Origin of the sequence: Acinetobacter sp. YH12068_T (assembly GCF_024606005.1) — a bacterium.
GTDB lineage: Bacteria > Pseudomonadota > Gammaproteobacteria > Pseudomonadales > Moraxellaceae > Acinetobacter > Acinetobacter amyesii.
Genome location: NZ_CP094555.1, coordinates 2,131,853 through 2,149,306, shown reverse-complemented (window position 1 = coordinate 2,149,306; position 17,454 = coordinate 2,131,853). Strand labels below are relative to the sequence as shown.

Below are 17,454 nucleotides of genomic sequence, written 5' to 3'. Positions count from 1 at the left end.
ATTATGCTTCTGATGTTACTGCGTAACATTATTTAATAATAACTATGAGAAATAAACTTACTTTTAGTATGTTTTGAATAAAAAAGCCTGATCTCAATTAAGATCAGGCTTTTTTATGGGTGCTTAAAGAGCTTTGATGGCTTGTTGGGCTTTTTGAATGGTGCTGCTTTTCTTTTGCATTTGACCAGCTTTTAAAACAACATTCCAAAGCTGTTGTTTCATTGGCTTGGTTTGAGCATAGCTTAATCCGCGCAGTGCCAACGATTCTGCATTCGCAGGTTGATTTTTTCGATTGGCGATCATTGCCAAATATAAAAAAGTTTCCGCAGATTGTGGTGCCAAACGCTGTGCTTGAGTTGCCGCACTTTCAGCTTCATTCCATTTTCCATTGGCATAAGCGGTTTGCGTAGTTTGCATCAATTTTTTGAATGCAGGTAAGTCGCGGCCATCATCAAACTTTTGAATTTGGGTTTTCTGCTCAGGAATAACGATACGTTGACGCTTAATTTCTGGATGGTCATATGGAGTAATAATGACCCCAGAAGGGTCATGGATATCTGCCTTTTTTTCAGGTGCAGCAGGCGGCTTTTGCTCAGGTTCGATCATGGTTTGGCAACCTGCCAAAATGATCGTCAAAACGCTCAGAATACTGAACGTTTTTAAAACTTTAATGTTGTGCAGTTTAATTTGAATACTCTCCACTTGAGATGATGCGAGGTTGATCAGATGAACCCTGATCATTATCGACATCACTTTCACGAATGTAGTCACCTAAACTATCATTTTGCTCCTGAGTTGGCTGCGTCTCTTCAGTATCAACTGTGTAAGGTTCTACTTCATATTGTGTCGAACCACATGCCGTAGCTTGATTTGGAATGGAGTTGCGCGAAAGAGGAATATACATCGCACCTGTACAATGCTGCGCAGATAAATTACCTGAATAACGGTCTAACCAATGCCACTGTACGCTGTCTGGTTGACGTAAATTAACTGGTTTTTGACGTAACTGCTTCATGACATTGGTCCAAACCGGAAGTGCTCCTGACGAACCAGTTAAGCCTGTAACTTTGTTGTTGTCTAAACCTAACCAAACCACACTTAAGTAATTACCTGAATAACCTGCAAACCATGAGTCACGCGTATCATTGGTTGTCCCTGATTTACCTGCAAGTTTAAGTGAAGCGGGTAATGATGCATAAGCAGAACGGCCTGTCCCTGAACTCATCACTTGTTGTAAACCGTAGTTCAAGATAAAGGCAGCATCAGGTGCAATAGTCGGTTGTACCGTTAAGCTATAACGATCTAATAAACGACCATTGGCATCGACCACTGAACGAATAGCTTTCACTGGATATTTGAAGCCACCGGTTGCAAAGTTGCCATAGACACTCATCACTTCCATCGGTGACATATCGATAGCACCGAGGTAAATCGAAGGGTAGTTTGGAATATTAGAAGTCACACCAAACTTTTTCAGATGGTTAATAAAAGTCGACATACCGAACTCTTGACCTAAGCGTACCGCAGAGAGGTTATAAGAGTTTGATAGGGCATCGACCATTGATACGACACCATGTGCACCACCACTATAGTTTTTCGGTGTCCAAGCTTTGCCATCACTTTGAATGCTGATCGGACTGTCTTCGATTTGACTCGCCCAGTTATAGCGGTTGGATTCTATCGCACTGAGGTAAATCACAGGTTTTAGCAATGAACCGACTTGACGTTTAGCATCCATTGTACGGTTAAAACCGGTAAAGTCCTGCGTTGAACCGACTGCTGAAACCAATTCACCATTTTCAGGATGAGACACCAATACCGCGCCTTGTAATTCTTTCAAACGTGCTGGATTGGCATTGCTTAAACGCGCCACAGATTCTTTAAATGCAGTTTGTACACGGGTTTGAGCAATAGGATCCATCGCGGTGAAAATACGCAGACCTTGATTGGTCAAATCGCTTTCTTGGTATTCAGTACGCAGTTGACGACGCACGATATCCATATAGTCTGGGAAGCGAGAAGGGCCCAATGTTGGTTTTGTAATGACATTCAATGGACGTGCTGACTCAGTTTCATATTGTTCCTGAGTTAAATAGCCCATCACCACCATATTGTTTAACACAATATTACGGCGTTTAATCGCACCTTCAGGGTTTTTCCACGGATTAAATAGGGTCGGGCCTTGAACTAGACCGACTAAATACGCCTGCTGAGCAATATTTAGTTCACGTAGGGGTAAACCAAAATAGAATTGTGAGGCTAAACCATAACCATTGATTGAATAATTACCGTTTTGACCTAAGTTCACTTCATTTAAATAAGCTTCAAGAATTTCATCTTTGTCATAGTGGAGTTCAATCAGCATCGCCATTAAGGCTTCATTGGCCTTACGCTTAATGGTTTTTTCAGGCGATAAATAGAAATTTTTCACCAATTGCTGAGTGAGGGTCGAACCACCTTGACGTTTACCACCAGTGACATTACTTACGATGGCACGTGCTGTACCACGAATGGAAATACCATGATGCTGATAGAAATTACGGTCTTCTGTAGCAATTAAAGCTTGGATTAAAGGCTTAGGCACTTTATCAAGTTTGATCAGCACACGGTCTTCATTGTGCTGAGGATAAATACCACCAATTAACATCGGCTCTAAGCGGGCAATACCACTGCTTGAAGGCTTGGTTGCACTCACTTCAGTGATTTGACCTTCACCAAAGGTCACTTTAAGGACTTGCTCAGGGTCGACACTATCACCAAAGTCAAAACCACGCGTATGGATATAGGTTACATTGCCAGAAGTAACGTAACTTCCCGTTTTCGCATAGCTGTCTTGAGCGTTATAGCCCAAAAGTTTCAGTTCTTGGTTGAGGTCTGCTTGGCTTACAGGCGCATTGGTGTAAATTTCTAAAGGACGAGCAAATACCTTAGCTGGAATATCCCAACGTTGACCTTCGAATTTATCCCGTACAATATTATCTAGACGAATAAGATAAATGCTGAACACGAGAAATCCGCCGATAATCAACAGCGAAAAAATCAGTGCAATTATGCCTATGCCACGTTCAGACTTCATAAATAGTGATAAAACCCTGAGAAATTTTGCTAATCATGCGAAGCTTTTCAGTATTTTGCAATATTTAAACTGTTATATGTATGCAAAATATTGGAAGCTACTTCACTAAAGTCGAAACTTTAAAGTTTTTTTAAATCATTTCTGTTAGTGATATGATACCAATGAGGCGAAGCGGAGCAAAAGCGCAGGTGCAAATTTCACATAAATCATTTCGAAACATTGGGTTGATTGGTCGTCCAGACAAATCATCAGTGATCGAAACCCTATGTTTGATCCACGATCATATTTTGAGTTTGGGATTACATCCTGTATTTGATACGCAAACAGCGCAGCTGGTTCCCTACAATAATACTCAGACGGTCAGCCGTAATTTATTGGGTGAAGTTGTCGATTTGGTGATCGTAGTCGGCGGTGATGGTTCATTGCTTCATGCCGCACGTGCCTTGGTGAAATACAATACCCCTGTGATTGGGGTGAACCGTGGTCGTTTGGGCTTCCTGACCGATATCAAACCGACAGAAGTGATTTTCAAGTTAGATCAAGTGCTCAAAGGTGAGTTTCAGCTAGACCGACGTTTCTTGTTGGAAATGGAAATTCGCTCGAAAGGCGAGTCGATTTATGATGCTGTGGCTTTAAATGATATTGTGCTGCACTCGGGTAAATCGGTACACATGATTGACTTTGAACTGAATATTGATGGGCAATATGTATACCGCCAACACAGTGATGGTTTAATTGTTTCGACGCCAACCGGCTCTACAGCTTATGCATTATCTGGTGGTGGTCCGATTGTCCACCCAAGTATGGATGCGATTGCCTTAGTGCCAATGCATCCACATACTTTGTCGTCACGGCCGATTGTCGTAGGTGGACAAAGCGAAATTAAAATTTTGATTCGTGAAAATCGTGTTCTACCAATGGTCAGTGCCGATGGTCAACACAGTGTATCATTGGGTGTAGGCGATAGTTTACATATCCGCAAACATCCATTTAAGCTCAACTTATTACATCCACCTGGTTATGACTTCTATATGGCATGTCGTACCAAGCTAGGCTGGAACCAAGATTTTGACTCATTAAAGCAGGATTAATTATGAATATTGAACAGATGCTTGCCGTACTCGATCCTGAAATTGTTGGTCGATTAAAAACGGCAATTGAAATTGGTAAATGGCCAAATGGTGTAGCGCTGACTCAAGAACAACGTCAAATTTGTATGCAAGCGGTTTATGCATGGGAAATTAAACATTTGCCAGAAGATGAGCGTAGTGGTTATATCGACCGCGGGACTAAAGAAGAAGATGAGCATTGCGACTCACATGTGGAAGAACCTGAGTTCAAGCCGATTCGTTTCGTTTAATCCTTTTTCTTTCTGATTGAAAAAGCCAGCTTAATGCTGGCTTTTTTATTAGCTGATGCATGCCTAAATTTGTTGCTTCATATCTGCTTATTTAAGCGTGACGATTTGCCCACATGGTTTTGGCAGTTTGCATTGCTTCATCAAAACTTACGACGGCACCCATGGTATACAGTGCGATTCCCATGGTTTCGGTGACCGCGATTTCACCATATTCATGTGTCTGGTGACCGTCCCAAACGGCTTTAAAAACGGCCAAATCAAGTTCTTCTTCGACTGGACTACGGTTGTCCGTCAGTTTAGGCAGTTCATGCTCATACATTTCACCATCCTTGATGCCACAAATTAAGGTTTTTGCATCAGGGTTACGTTCGAATTCACCACCTTCACCCTTAATGACAGCACTATTTTGATAACCCAATTGAAATGCCGCACGTTGGTGTGATCCACGATAGGCTGGATGGAAAATAGCTTGCATGGTGGCTTTGGCATTAAATGGATTTATCAGACGCGCAAGGGTGTGAATTGGGGAACGTAAACCCATCACATTGCGCAGTGAAATTAAATCACTGAGTATTGGTGAAATGACGTCGAGCGGAATATAAGCAAAATGACGTTGTATTAGTTGTTCTTCCACATCTGTGTCATTTTGGCAAATAGGAAAACCCAAATACTCTAATACTTGTTCTGTATAAAGGCGGTTAATGGTATGACCTGAAGCCCCATGCATCACGACATTGTAACCGTGTTTTGCCAGCGTTAATGCTGCTAATAAAAACCAAGGATAATGTTTGCGTTTACCTGCATAAGATGACCAATCTAAATCGACATCTAGCTTTTTAAACTTGAGTTGATCACGTGTGGCTTGGACAAAGCCAGTGAGTTCATCGACTGACTCTTCTTTTACACGCAATAACATCAAGAAAGCACCCAATTGAACGTCCAAAACCTCATCTTTTAAGATCATGTTGAATGCTTGGTAGGCTTCATCATAAGTAAGCGAACGTGCACCATTTTTGCCTTTACCCACGATACGGACAAATTGCGCAAATGGATGTTCAAAATCTTTGTAAATATTTCGTTTATTGTTCATGCAAATACTGGGCTTAAAATTAGGACTTAAGGATAGTTTACTTCTATAGTTGGTATTTTTCAGCCTAATAATGAGCGTAAAAAATGCAGTCTTTAGACTATAGTCTAATGATCTCGGTCTATTATTTAACCGAAATTAACATTTGTGGCAGAACAAGCCATTAAAAAACAGGTAAAATTTAACCTACTTTAGTATGCGTTTCATCTCCTGATCAATGTGCTGATTTTATATCAGGTCCTGATGTGATTATTTAATCACCATACATATTTCGTTTTTCTGTATTTGGCTAAGTCAAATAGCTTTGGTGCTCTTTTGTCGAAGACAAAGGGGTTTTGGGCTGTTTATTTTTTGAAAATAGACAAAAACTGAATATTTCTTTGAAGCAGAAATATATCGTGAAGTAATGTCATGGCTAAAAAACCAATTTATAAGTCACTATATTTTCAAGTGATCGTTGCCATTATTGCGGGTGTATTGGTGGGTCATTTCTCACCAAGTGGTACGCAAATTATCAATGGTACCGAGCAATACGTAAAAGGCTGGGGTGAATTGTTCTATCCACTAGGACAAGGTTTCATTAAGCTAATTAAAATGATTATTGCACCTGTGATCTTCTGTACCGTGGTAAGTGGTATTGCAGGCATGGAAAGCATGAAATCTGTGGGTAAGACAGGTGGGGTCGCTTTACTATACTTCGAAATCGTTTCGACCATCGCACTCATTATTGGTCTTGCAGTGATTAATATTGCAAAACCAGGTGTGGGCATGAACGTAGATCCAGCATCTTTAGATACTGCAGGTATTTCTAAATATGTTGAATCTGGTGCAGCACAATCTACACAAGAATTTTTTATGAATATCATCCCAAACACCGTTGTTGGTGCGTTTGCTGAGGGTGAAATTCTTCAAGTTCTATTATTTGCCTTATTATTTGGTTTTGCTTTGCATAAACTTGGTGATGCAGGTAAGCCTGTATTGAAGTTTATTGATCAAATTGCACATGTATTCTTTAACATTGTAAACATGATCATGAAGCTTGCACCAATTGGTGCTTTCGGTGCGATGGCTTATACCATTGGTAAATATGGTATTGGTAGTTTGGCGCAATTGGGTCAATTGATCATCTGCTTCTATATCACATGTTTGCTGTTTATTTTCATTATACTTGGCTCAATTGCACGTATTTGCGGTTTCAGTATTTTGAAAATGATTCGCATGATTCGCGAAGAGTTACTGATCGTACTGGGTACGTCTTCTTCTGAATCTGTACTGCCACGTATGTTGAAAAAACTCGAACTTGCTGGTGCAGAAAAATCTGTAGTGGGCCTTGTTATTCCAACAGGTTATTCATTTAACCTAGATGGTACGTCTATTTACCTGACCATGGCAGCAATCTTTATTGCACAAGCGACCAATACACCGCTTGATATTTCGCATCAGATCACATTGTTATTGGTTCTACTCATTTCATCTAAGGGTGCTGCGGGTGTGACGGGTTCAGGCTTTATTGTGATGGCTGCAACATTGTCTGCTGTGGGTCATATTCCTGTTGCAGGTTTGGCATTAATTCTTGGTATTGACCGTTTCATGTCAGAAGCACGTGCATTAACGAACCTTGTAGGTAACTCTTTGGCAACGATTGTGGTTGCGAAATGGGTGGGTCAATTAGACAAAGAAAAACTGGATTTTGCTTTGGCAAACCCTGAAGAAATTGACCGTCAGATGCAAGAAGAAGGCAATGCACATCACGCATAACGCTGATGCTGTGATGTAAAAGATGTAATTAAAAAGGAAGCTTCGGCTTCCTTTTTTTATGTAAGCCCAAAGCCAAATTTGAACGCTTTAGTTTTTAGGCATGACGGCTGTTCTAAACTGCAATAGGATGAAGCTCAACAAAACAACAAACTCAACCAAGGAAGAAACACATGCTGGCTTATGATGCAGACTTAGAATTATTTCGAGATAACTTTCGCCGTTTTATGGCAGAGCATGTCGCACCACATTATGAGCAATGGGAACGTGAAGGCATTATGCCGCGTTCAGTATGGAATGCTTTGGGTGAAAATGGCTTTTTATGTGTGGATGTGCCTGAAGAATATGGCGGCTATGGCGTCCCAACGCATTATTCACTGATGCTAGTCGAAGAATCTGCGCGAGCAGGTTTTAGTGCATTATCGACAGGTATTTCATGCCATTCTGAAATTGCAGCGCCTTATATTTTGCACATTGGTTCAGAAGAACAAAAACAATATTGGTTACCGAAAATGGTCACGGGTGAAGTTGTCGGTGCTATTGGTATGACAGAGCCGGGTGCAGGTTCGGACTTACAGTCTATGCGCAGTAGTGCAATTTTGCAGGGTGATTATTATCTTCTCAACGGTTCGAAAACCTTTATCTCAAATGGTCAACATGCAGACCTTGTGGTATTGGCTGCGAAAACCGATCCGCAAGCACGTGCCAAGGGCGTGTCATTACTTTTAGTCGATACACATTTGGATGGATTTAAGAAGGGCACTAACCTCGACAAAATTGGACTGCATGCGCAAGACACTTCTGAATTGTTTTATGACAATGTTAAAGTGCCAAAAGAGCAACTTTTGGGACAGGCTGGACAAGGCTTTGCTTACTTGATGCAAGAGTTACCGCGAGAACGTACCGCAATTGCTTCGACTGCAATTGGTGCGATTCGTGGTTCCATTGATGTGGCAACGCAGTATGTTAAAGAGCGACAAGCGTTCGGACAGGCGATCGGACAGTTCCAAAATACTCGTTTTGTCTTGGCACAGGCTAAGATTGACGAATTGGCTACAGCGGCATTTTATAATCAAAATGTTGAACTTTATATGCAAGGCAAACTTGATGTTGAAACTGCAGCAGCACTCAAGAGCTTTTCTACCGATATGCAAATGAAAGTGGCCCATAATCTACTTCAATTATTTGGTGGCTATGGTTATATGACCGAATATCCAATTTCACGTTTCTTTGTCGATGCACGTATTCAGCAAATCTACGGTGGCACCAATGAAATTATGAAAGAAATCGTGGCACGAAGTATTTTAGGTCGATAAAAAAATTATCAGGCTGAAAATTAAAATAGCGAAGTGACGACTTCGCTATTTTTTTGACGATGTATTTCTACAGATTTGCGTGTTTGAATTAGATTATGCGGTTGAGTGTAAGTGAATATATTGAAATCTATGATAATGACGGTTGCCCCAAAACTTGCAGACAGACTTCGATAAATTCAGGCGTATCTAAAGTACTGCGAGATGATATATACAGGTTATTATCATTCACGACCGATTGATCCGACACCATCACACCTGCGTTTAGTAAAGCAGATTTTAGCGTTTCAGATTGGGCGAAATGACGACCTTGTATGACACCAGCTTCTAATAACAACTGTGGACCATGGCAACTGCTCAAGATCGGCTTTTGGCTATCTGCAAAATTACGTACAAAATAGATAAAACGGTCATCTAAAGAGAGTTTCTCTGGGGAATAACCGCCGGGAATAAACAAGGCATCAAAATCATGCACAGAGGCATCGTCGATACTTTGGTCAATGGTGATCTGGGAACGGCGTTTAATACCGTAAACAATTTTTCCAACCTGATCTTCGATATTGATAATGCTGTGCCGAGCGGCTCGAAAGGCCTCCACAGGCTCAAGGTACTCAATATCTTCAAAATCGTAGGTCACTAACACTGCAATTTTCTTGTGCATACTTGTACCTATGGGTCTGTTATTTTTTTTCTGATATTTAGACTACAAAGCCATGATAAAAATTACCTGTGTCTTTTGTAATAAATGCGTCAATGACTGTAAACATTAGATGAAAGTGCCTATTAAGTCACTGAAAAAACGATCAATGACCAAGTGTTTATATAGATCATCTTTAAGTTTTAAATTATTTCTATGCCATGAAAACCAAGTTTAGAATTTTTTATTTTGCTACAGGTATTGAGAGCAAAATTTAAAACTGAAATGACCAATGAAATAAACTGATTGATGGGCTTATACAAGGGGATGGATCTGATGCAAATTTGGAGGAAAAGAGAAGGTCTATTTATTGTGCTGCTCAAGATGAATGATCAATAAAACCGTCAAAAGGTAAGATTTGCCTCAATTAAGGCTTTAGCTATCAGTTTGGCTGTTTTAGCTCTTAAGTTAAGCTGATGAAGCTTTAATCAACTGTATGTTTTTAAGGCTGAAACCATCAAAGTCGTATTGCGCAACATTTGAAAGCTAACTATTGTTATACTGTTTGCAAAATTTTTTTGAAGGGCGACATAACAATGATCAACGATGATCAAAACACTCCGACTTCTCTGGACTTAGCTCAAATTCGTGAAGATATCGACTCTGTTGATATGCAGATTCAACAACTTATCAACCGTCGTGCGAAACTAGCTGAAGCTGTGGCAAAAGCAAAATTTGCTGCAGAAGAGAATCCATTGTTTTATCGTCCTGAACGTGAGGCGCAAGTTTTACGTAAAGTTATGGATCGTAACGAAGGCCCATTGTCTGATGTGACTATGGCGCGTTTATTCCGTGAGATCATGTCGGCATGTTTAGCTCTTGAAGCACCGCAAAGTATTGCGTTTTTAGGTCCAGTCGGAACTTATACGCATTCGGCTGTTTTAAAACATTTCGGTCAAGACGCTGTTGTTCGCCCTCTTCCAACGATTGATGAAGTATTCCGCGAAGTAGAAGCAGGCAGTGCGCACTATGGTCTTGTGCCTGTAGAGAACTCATCTGAAGGTGTAGTGAACCACACCCTAGATTGCTTCAAATCTTCACATCTGAATGTTATTGGTGAAGTGGAGCTGCGTATTCATCACCAGTTCCTAGTGTCTGAAAACACACGTAAAGACAGCATTAAACAAATTTATGCTCATCAACAAACTTTGGCGCAATGCCGTGGTTGGTTAGATGCACATTATCCGGGTGTAGAACGTGTTGCACTCAGTTCAAATGCAGAAGCTGCACGCCGTATTCGCAATGAATGGCACTCAGCAGCAATTGCTTCTGAAGTCGCTGCGAACATTTACAACCTTGAAATTTTGCATAGCAATATTGAAGACAATCCTGAAAATACTACTCGTTTCTTGGTGATTGGTCGTGAGAAAGTGCCACAATCGGGCAATGATAAAACTTCATTGTTGATTTCTGCGCATGACCGTGCGGGGGCATTACTTGAAATTCTTGCACCGTTTGCCAAGCATAATATTAGCTTAACAAGTATCGAAACACGTCCTGCATTACCAGAAAAATGGGCTTATGTATTCTTTGTGGACTTGGAAGGTCATGTTGAGCAAGAAAACGTGAAAGCGGCAATTGAAGAAATTCGTCCGTTAGTAAAAGAAATTCGTGTATTGGGTTCATATCCGATTGCTGTTCTTTAAGATCACAACTGTGATCAATTCCATCAGGAGTTGATCACCTTCATCATTTGAAAAAACTGGAAGTGTAAAATGACGTTTGTCCCAGCCAATGAAGGCATTGCAAAGCTAAAGCCTTACCAACCAGGTAAACCAATTAGTGAACTTGAGCGTGAGTTGGGTATTACAGATATCGTAAAACTCGCATCAAATGAAAACCCATTGGGTTGTTCTGACAAAGTGAAAGAAGCTGTTGCTGCTGAACTTGCAGAAATTGGTCGATATCCGGATGGTGGCGGTTTTATTTTGAAAGACCAAGTTGAAAAACAATTTGGTATTGCACATGACCGCATTACGTTAGGTAATGGTTCAAACGATCTTCTAGAAATTTTCGCTCGTGCTTTTGTTTCAGAGAAAGACTCTGTGGTGTATAGCCAACACGCATTTGCTGTGTATGGTCTGGTGACACAAGCCATTAATGCTGAAGCGATTGAAGTGCCTGCAAAAGGTTTTTCACATGACCTAGATGCAATGGCTGCGGCAATTAAAGACAATACTAAATTGATTTTTATTGCTAACCCAAATAATCCAACAGGTACATGGTTTGAAGAAGCTGAATTTGAAGCGTTCATGCAAAAAGTACCTGCAAATGTGATCGTGGTTTTAGATGAAGCTTATGTGGAATATTTCCCAGAAAACTTCAACAGCTTGAAATTCTTAGATCAATACGCAAACTTAATTGTTAGCCGTACCATGTCAAAATGTTATGGCTTGGCTGCCTTACGTGTTGGTTTTGCCTTGGCTTCAGTTGAAGTGACGGATTTCCTCAATCGTATTCGTCAACCATTTAACGTAAACCATCTTGCGATGGTGGCTGCAGTTGCTGCACTTAAAGATGAAGCATTTATTGAAAAATCACGCGTAGTGAACAAAGCGGGTATGGCTCAACTTGAGTCAGGCTTTGATGCCTTAGGTTTAGCGTATGTGCCTTCACGTGCCAACTTCATTTTAGTAAATGTAAAAGCAGATCCTGCACAGACTTTCAATGCTTTATTAAAAGAAGGTGTGATTGTTCGTCCAGTTGGTATCCCTGAGCATTTACGTGTATCAATTGGGACTGAAGCTGAAAATGCTAAATTCTTAGCGGCATTGGCTAAAGTTTTGGGCTTAGAGGCTAAAGCTTAAGTTATGTCTGTGCCACTATTTGAAAAAGTTGCTTTTATTGGGCTTGGGCTGATTGGCTCAAGCCTAGCTCGTGTCATGATTGCTGAAGATTTGGCTAAGGAAATTGTAGCGTCTACGCGTTCACAAAAAACTTTAGAAGATGCAAAAGCTTTAGGGCTTATTCAGCAGGGTTATAGCGATCCTGCTGAAGCGGTCAAAGGTGCAGATCTCGTTGTCTTGGCTTTGCCTGTACGTGCGACACAAAAAGTCCTTGAAGCGATCAAGCCTTATCTATCCGAACAGACGATTATTACCGATGTTGGGAGTACCAAAGGCAATGTCGTTGATGCAGCGAAAGCCGTCTATGGTGAGCAATTACCTGCTGGTTTTGTACCGGGGCATCCGATTGCTGGGGCTGAACTAACAGGTGTGCATGCAGGTAAGGTAGATTTATTTGCTAATCACAAAGTGATTTTGACACCTTTACCAAGCAGTGCAGATTGGGCTGTAGAGAAACTAATTCAATTGTGGCAAGCTGCCAAAGCGGAAGTAATTTGCATGGATGTGGAAAAACACGATGAAGTGTTGGCCCATACCAGTCACCTTCCGCATTTGATGGCATTTAACTTGGTTGAGCAACTCGCGAACCGAGAAGACAATTTAGATATTTTCCGTTATGCCGCTGGCGGTTTTCGTGATTTCTCACGCATTGCTGCAAGCGACCCACATATGTGGCATGACATCTTTTTTGCCAATAAAAAGGCAATTTTAAATGCGGTAGATGGCTTTGAAAAACAATTGGCTATTCTTCGCAAACTGATTGAAGATGAAAATTCACAAGCGTTGATGGGACTGTTGGGGCATGCACAAGCGGCACGTCAACATTTCAATCACATGCTCGCAAAGAAACCACTGATGGAGAAAAATAAAGTGACGACACAGCAATTCAAAATTTTACCGGGTCCAAAGCAATTCCAAGGTAAATTTACTGTGCCAGGTGATAAATCTGTGTCACATCGCTCTATCATGTTTGGTGCTATTGCAGAAGGCACAACGCATGTCACGGGTTTCCTTGAAGGTGAAGATGCCTTGGCAACTCTCCAAGCATTCCGCGATATGGGGGTGAGTATTGAAGGTCCTAAAAACGGCGAAGTCACCATTCATGGTGTAGGTATGCATGGTTTAAAAGCTCCTGCAGGCGCTTTGTATATGGGTAACTCAGGCACTTCAATGCGTTTGCTTTCAGGCATGTTGTCGGCACAGAAGTTTGATTCGGTGATGACGGGTGATGCGTCATTATCAAAACGTCCAATGGAACGTATTGCAAAACCATTACGTGAAATGGGTGCGCAAATTCAAACCACAGGTGAGCGTGGTACGCCGCCCGTGTCTATTTCTGGAAGTCAAAACCTTAAAGGTATTCACTACGACTTACCTATGGCATCTGCACAAGTAAAATCTGGTATTTTGTTGGCAGGTCTTTGGGCGGAAGGTGAAACTGTTGTCACTGAGCCAGAACCGACACGTGACCATTCAGAGCGTATGCTTCGTGCATTTGGTTATGACGTGAAAACAGAAGGCAACCGCATTTCACTTCAAGGTGGCGGCAAGTTAGTCGGTACGGACATTCAAGTACCCTCTGATATTTCATCTGCAGCATTCTTTATGGTGGGTGCAGCGATTACTGAAGGTTCAGATGTCACACTTGAAGCGGTCGGCATTAATCCAACACGTACAGGTGTGATCGAAATTTTAAAACAGATGGGTGCTGACCTGACTGTTGAAAATGAACGTATCGCTGGCGGTGAGCCGATTGCCGATATTCGTATTCGTGGTTCACGTACACTCAAAGGCATTCATATGCCAGAAGATCAAGTGCCATTGGCGATTGATGAATTCCCAGCGTTATTTATTGCTGCTGCATGTGCAGAGGGTCAAACCATTTTGACTGGTGCAGCTGAACTTCGAGTGAAAGAGTCGGATCGTATTCAAGTGATGGCAGATGGCCTAAAAATTATGGGTATCGATTGTACGCCAACCGAGGACGGCATTATCATTGAAGGTCAAGGCAAAGCGGGTGAGTGGGGTGCAATCTTCACAGGTGGTCAAATCGAATCACATCATGACCACCGTATTGCAATGAGCTTCTCAATGGCAGGTTTACGTACTTCGGGTGAAATTAATATCGTGGGTACAGAAACTGTTGCGACCAGCTTCCCGACATTTACAGAGCTAGCGACTCAAGCCGGTTTAACGATTGCGGTAAGTGAATAAATAATTCACTAAATTTGTATATTTATTCAACAACAGCCAAGCAAATGCTTGGCTGTTTGGTTTTAATTGCTTATGCTAAAACCATACAACAAGAATGTCTTTGGATAGATACATGAGAAAACTACAATTCACCGCCCATAGCGATTCAAATCGAGTTGAAAGCAGTGCTGATACGCAAACTCAGGTTGCTGAATTATTGGCAAATAAATTAGAGCGTTATGGCTTTCAAACGTTATCGCAAAGTGGTGATCAGATTGCAGTCAGTGTCGATCAACATGAATTGCCACTTTCAGTGACATGTCAGGGGCAGGATGAATCCGGTCGTCTAGTCTGTGAAATTACCTCTTATCCAGATGAAGACCAAGATTGGTTAGATCGTATTACTGAGCAAAGTTTATTGAATCAATTGGCTCAAGCGGTCGAAAACAGTTTAAAAGAAGAAGACTCGTATAGTGAGTTTCAATGGAAACAAATGACGAAATGAACTGAAAAATTGAATTAAAAATCATCTATAAAAAAGCAGCATAGTGCTGCTTTTTTATTTTTTAACGGAATGTATCGAACAACGTTATAGACATTCAATATTGATAGGATTAATAGTTCGATTGCTTTTTTTCACATAGTCACACATTTTTTCTGACTCTTGTTCATTGAGTCCCCAAAACACGATCACACCACGTTGATCAGTCAATTTGCTATCGCTAAGGTAAATATAATGAGTGTCATGATATTTTTTATCGAGCATATCTTTATATTTTTGATCGGTAAAAGATGAACAAGACGAAATTTCAGCTTCTTTACACACCGAGTCACTTGAACAGCGTTGCTTAAAGGTTGAAATCATATTCATGGTGTCAGTGCTGTTGAGTTGGGCTTCACACACTTGGCTGTTGGGAAAGTCGTAGACCATTTTTAAGCTAAAATCACGACCATCGACATTCATCTTGTATGACGCAGTCAAATAGGCTTTGGGACCATCGTTCGCAGCAACCGTAGACGCTGGCAAATTTGTCGTTGTGGATGGGGGTGAATTAAAATAATAGACCAAAGCTGCAATGCTTAGACTTAAAATCACAGCAACAATAAATTTCATTTTTCCCTCTAAATTTTATCTTAATTTTTCTGGGTATTATTTCTGTAGTTGATTATTTAAACAAGTAAATAATTGGTTTTTAGATAAAAAATTGAGGCGTAATCAAAATTAAACGAGCATAGGCTTAAGTCATTACATGTTGAACGAATTGTGATCACTAATGCAAAAAAATGGATAACTCGACAAGCGAGTAGTTCAGTTTATCTGGAATATTGGGGGAATAGAGCGTTCGCTAGGCAAGAAAAATGAGCCAGTTAAGCTGACTCATTTTTTTTGTATTTTTTATACTAAAAAGCGTGAGATCGCGATACGAAGCTGTTTGAGATAACCTGTAAAGAAGTGGTTTGCACCTGGTAAAACCGTGATTAAATGGCGCTGTGGTTTGGCCCATTGAATCAAGTCAGATAACAGTGTGACATTATCTTCTTCACCATGAATAAATAAAATATCACCCTTAATATGTGGTGTCACATAGTGACGTACACCTGCAACTGTTGTGGTTGGTAGACCGCATAAAATAGTCTGTACAGGCTGTAATTCTACAGGCAAAAGGGCATAGCATTTAGTCATGACATTTGCACCGAAACTAAAACCGCCTGCATAAAATGGCAGGTTCGGATGTTGGTTGCGAGCAAATTCAATGACTTGCATAGTGTCTTTAGTTTCACCATTGCCTTCGTCATGTATTCCTGCACTTTGGCCAGAACCACGGAAACTTGGGCGATAAACAACATAGCCACGTTCTAAGAACATTTGCGCTAATAGCACAGGTACTTTGTGCTGTGGTGTGCCACCTTGCAATGGGTGAGGGTGTGTAACTACCGCGAATCCTTTCACTTCACCCTGTGGATAATCAACAAAAATTTCAAGCTGACCAACAGGCCCTTGAATGAACAGTTGTTCTGACATAATGACTAAAATGTGAAAGCGGGAGAGTCGCATAGTTTACAGATTATGTTTATCAAAAACACAGATTGGATTTGAAAATACTCTACTGTTATAGTTTGTTTAATTAAAAATTAATCAGGATGTTTATGCTCGCTTTAATTTCTCCAGCAAAAACTTTAGATTACGAAACCGCTTTACCGACTGAAAAATTCACTCAACCACGGCTATTAGATCATTCTGAAGAATTAATCTCAGTCGCACGTAAATTGTCGGCAAGTGAAATTTCAAGCTTGATGAGTGTCAGTGAGAAAATTGCGACTTTAAATGTTGAGCGCTTCCGAGATTGGCAGCCTGATTTTGATTTTGCCAATGCACGCCAAGCAATCTTTGCCTTTAAAGGTGATGTATATACCGGTTTAGATGCTTATAAACTTACAAACTCAGACCTTGAATATGCACAAACCCATTTGCGTATGCTCTCGGGTCTCTATGGTTTATTGCGTCCACTGGATTTAATGATGCCATATCGTTTAGAGATGGGGACCAAGCTGCAAAATCCACGTGGACATAACCTATACGAGTTTTGGGACAATACCATCACCAATCTCATCAATGACGATTTGGAAAAAGCCGGCTCTGAACTTTTGGTCAACATTGCTTCAGATGAATACTATAAATCGGTCAAAGAATCAAAAATCAAAGCCGAAATCATCAAGCCTGTTTTTCTCGATCAAAAGAACGGCAAATATAAAGTCATCAGCTTCTATGCCAAAAAAGCACGTGGCCTAATGGCGCGTTATTTGTTGGAAAATAAAATTGAACGTATTGAAGATATCAAGTCGTTCAATACCGATGGTTATTATTTCGATGCAGAGAGTAGCTTAAAGGGTGAATTGGTCTTTAAGCGAGATGAACAACAAGCCGCTTAATTTCGAAATTGAAAAGCTTAGACTGAAAAGAATATGTATAGCCGCTGCCTTGAAGTCAGCGGTTTTTTATCTTCTTCATTCGAGATTTAATGGTGGGGCTGTGAAATTGATGGTGCTTTAAATTTCGTATGTGAAATGATCTATGATTTGAAGCTTTTTGCGGAAAAGGATTCGAAAAATCATTCAGCGATTATCT

Annotated in this window: 15 protein-coding genes; 9 read left to right on the top strand and 6 right to left on the bottom strand. The window is 40.7% G+C overall.

The annotated features are described in order from the left end of the window. Positions 1–123 precede the first annotated feature (123 nt). On the bottom strand, positions 124–606 hold the full coding sequence (locus MST18_RS10380; RefSeq protein ID WP_078194433.1) for a tetratricopeptide repeat protein: 483 nt from the start codon (positions 604–606) through the stop codon (positions 124–126). 76 nt (positions 607–682) lie between these two features. Next, positions 683–3,076, bottom strand: a complete 2,394-nt coding sequence (gene mrcB / locus MST18_RS10375) for a penicillin-binding protein 1B (RefSeq protein ID WP_180133561.1) — start codon at positions 3,074–3,076, stop codon at positions 683–685. A 152-nt stretch (positions 3,077–3,228) separates the two neighbouring features. Between mrcB and MST18_RS10370 the strand changes: the two genes are divergently transcribed. Both MST18_RS10370 and MST18_RS10365 read left to right on the top strand, forming a co-directional pair. Beyond that, entirely contained in the window at positions 3,229–4,167 is a 939-nt protein-coding gene (locus tag MST18_RS10370) for an NAD(+) kinase (RefSeq protein WP_078189100.1), read from the top strand. Between the two features lie 2 nt (positions 4,168–4,169). Next, positions 4,170–4,436, top strand: coding sequence for a YeaC family protein (locus MST18_RS10365; RefSeq protein WP_078189099.1), 267 nt, complete (start codon positions 4,170–4,172; stop codon positions 4,434–4,436). 91 nt (positions 4,437–4,527) lie between these two features. Here MST18_RS10365 and MST18_RS10360 read toward each other — a convergent pair whose 3' ends face one another. Continuing rightward, on the bottom strand, positions 4,528–5,526 hold the full coding sequence (locus tag MST18_RS10360; RefSeq protein WP_180103177.1) for a glycosyl transferase family protein: 999 nt from the start codon (positions 5,524–5,526) through the stop codon (positions 4,528–4,530). Positions 5,527–5,934: 408 nt separating this feature from the next. On the opposite strand from MST18_RS10360, the gene MST18_RS10355 reads away from it, so the two are divergent. Then, the gene (locus MST18_RS10355; protein ID WP_078194416.1) at positions 5,935–7,281 is read left to right on the top strand and encodes a dicarboxylate/amino acid:cation symporter; all 1,347 of its coding nucleotides are present in this window, start codon (positions 5,935–5,937) and stop codon (positions 7,279–7,281) included. A 170-nt stretch (positions 7,282–7,451) separates the two neighbouring features. Further along, entirely contained in the window at positions 7,452–8,594 is a 1,143-nt protein-coding gene (locus tag MST18_RS10350) for an acyl-CoA dehydrogenase family protein (protein WP_111885331.1), read from the top strand. A gap of 127 nt (positions 8,595–8,721) precedes the next feature. On the opposite strand, the gene MST18_RS10345 is transcribed toward MST18_RS10350, so the two are convergent. Beyond that, positions 8,722–9,252: a DJ-1/PfpI family protein gene (locus MST18_RS10345; protein WP_180122645.1), complete on the bottom strand. Its 531-nt coding sequence runs from the start codon at positions 9,250–9,252 to the stop codon at positions 8,722–8,724. Positions 9,253–9,824: 572 nt separating this feature from the next. Here MST18_RS10345 and pheA point away from each other — a divergent pair. From pheA to MST18_RS10325, 4 genes are all read left to right on the top strand, one after another. After that, on the top strand, positions 9,825–10,934 hold the full coding sequence (pheA, locus tag MST18_RS10340; RefSeq protein ID WP_078194414.1) for a prephenate dehydratase: 1,110 nt from the start codon (positions 9,825–9,827) through the stop codon (positions 10,932–10,934). A 69-nt stretch (positions 10,935–11,003) separates the two neighbouring features. After that, a complete protein-coding gene (gene hisC / locus MST18_RS10335; protein WP_180133560.1) occupies positions 11,004–12,095 on the top strand; it encodes a histidinol-phosphate transaminase in 1,092 nt (363 codons plus the stop codon). A gap of 3 nt (positions 12,096–12,098) precedes the next feature. Further along, a complete protein-coding gene (locus MST18_RS10330) occupies positions 12,099–14,348 on the top strand; it encodes a bifunctional prephenate dehydrogenase/3-phosphoshikimate 1-carboxyvinyltransferase (RefSeq protein WP_180133559.1) in 2,250 nt (749 codons plus the stop codon). 112 nt (positions 14,349–14,460) lie between these two features. Further along, complete coding sequence (locus MST18_RS10325; protein ID WP_078194409.1) at positions 14,461–14,832, top strand: hypothetical protein; 372 nt, start codon at positions 14,461–14,463, stop codon at positions 14,830–14,832. Positions 14,833–14,916: 84 nt separating this feature from the next. On the opposite strand, the gene MST18_RS10320 is transcribed toward MST18_RS10325, so the two are convergent. Continuing rightward, the gene (locus MST18_RS10320) at positions 14,917–15,441 is read right to left on the bottom strand and encodes a hypothetical protein (protein ID WP_180133558.1); all 525 of its coding nucleotides are present in this window, start codon (positions 15,439–15,441) and stop codon (positions 14,917–14,919) included. A gap of 282 nt (positions 15,442–15,723) precedes the next feature. Next, a complete protein-coding gene (locus tag MST18_RS10315; RefSeq protein WP_111885325.1) occupies positions 15,724–16,350 on the bottom strand; it encodes an alpha/beta hydrolase in 627 nt (208 codons plus the stop codon). A 125-nt stretch (positions 16,351–16,475) separates the two neighbouring features. Between MST18_RS10315 and yaaA the strand changes: the two genes are divergently transcribed. Next, positions 16,476–17,258 (top strand): peroxide stress protein YaaA, encoded by a 783-nt coding sequence (gene yaaA, locus MST18_RS10310; RefSeq protein WP_180020851.1) that lies wholly within the window; start codon positions 16,476–16,478, stop codon positions 17,256–17,258. Positions 17,259–17,454: the final 196 nt, after the last annotated feature.

Coding starts and splice junctions, on each gene's coding strand:
- MST18_RS10325 (WP_078194409.1), top strand. CDS start 14,461: ATGAGAAAACTACAATTCACCGCCCATAGCGATTCAAATCGAGTTGAA.
- MST18_RS10345 (WP_180122645.1), bottom strand. CDS start 9,252: ATGCACAAGAAAATTGCAGTGTTAGTGACCTACGATTTTGAAGATATT.
- MST18_RS10355 (WP_078194416.1), top strand. CDS start 5,935: ATGGCTAAAAAACCAATTTATAAGTCACTATATTTTCAAGTGATCGTT.
- MST18_RS10360 (WP_180103177.1), bottom strand. CDS start 5,526: ATGAACAATAAACGAAATATTTACAAAGATTTTGAACATCCATTTGCG.
- MST18_RS10320 (WP_180133558.1), bottom strand. CDS start 15,441: ATGAAATTTATTGTTGCTGTGATTTTAAGTCTAAGCATTGCAGCTTTG.
- MST18_RS10380 (WP_078194433.1), bottom strand. CDS start 606: ATGATCGAACCTGAGCAAAAGCCGCCTGCTGCACCTGAAAAAAAGGCA.
- yaaA (WP_180020851.1), top strand. CDS start 16,476: ATGCTCGCTTTAATTTCTCCAGCAAAAACTTTAGATTACGAAACCGCT.
- MST18_RS10370 (WP_078189100.1), top strand. CDS start 3,229: ATGATACCAATGAGGCGAAGCGGAGCAAAAGCGCAGGTGCAAATTTCA.
- hisC (WP_180133560.1), top strand. CDS start 11,004: ATGACGTTTGTCCCAGCCAATGAAGGCATTGCAAAGCTAAAGCCTTAC.
- MST18_RS10365 (WP_078189099.1), top strand. CDS start 4,170: ATGAATATTGAACAGATGCTTGCCGTACTCGATCCTGAAATTGTTGGT.
- MST18_RS10350 (WP_111885331.1), top strand. CDS start 7,452: ATGCTGGCTTATGATGCAGACTTAGAATTATTTCGAGATAACTTTCGC.
- MST18_RS10330 (WP_180133559.1), top strand. CDS start 12,099: ATGTCTGTGCCACTATTTGAAAAAGTTGCTTTTATTGGGCTTGGGCTG.
- MST18_RS10315 (WP_111885325.1), bottom strand. CDS start 16,350: ATGTCAGAACAACTGTTCATTCAAGGGCCTGTTGGTCAGCTTGAAATT.
- pheA (WP_078194414.1), top strand. CDS start 9,825: ATGATCAACGATGATCAAAACACTCCGACTTCTCTGGACTTAGCTCAA.
- mrcB (WP_180133561.1), bottom strand. CDS start 3,076: ATGAAGTCTGAACGTGGCATAGGCATAATTGCACTGATTTTTTCGCTG.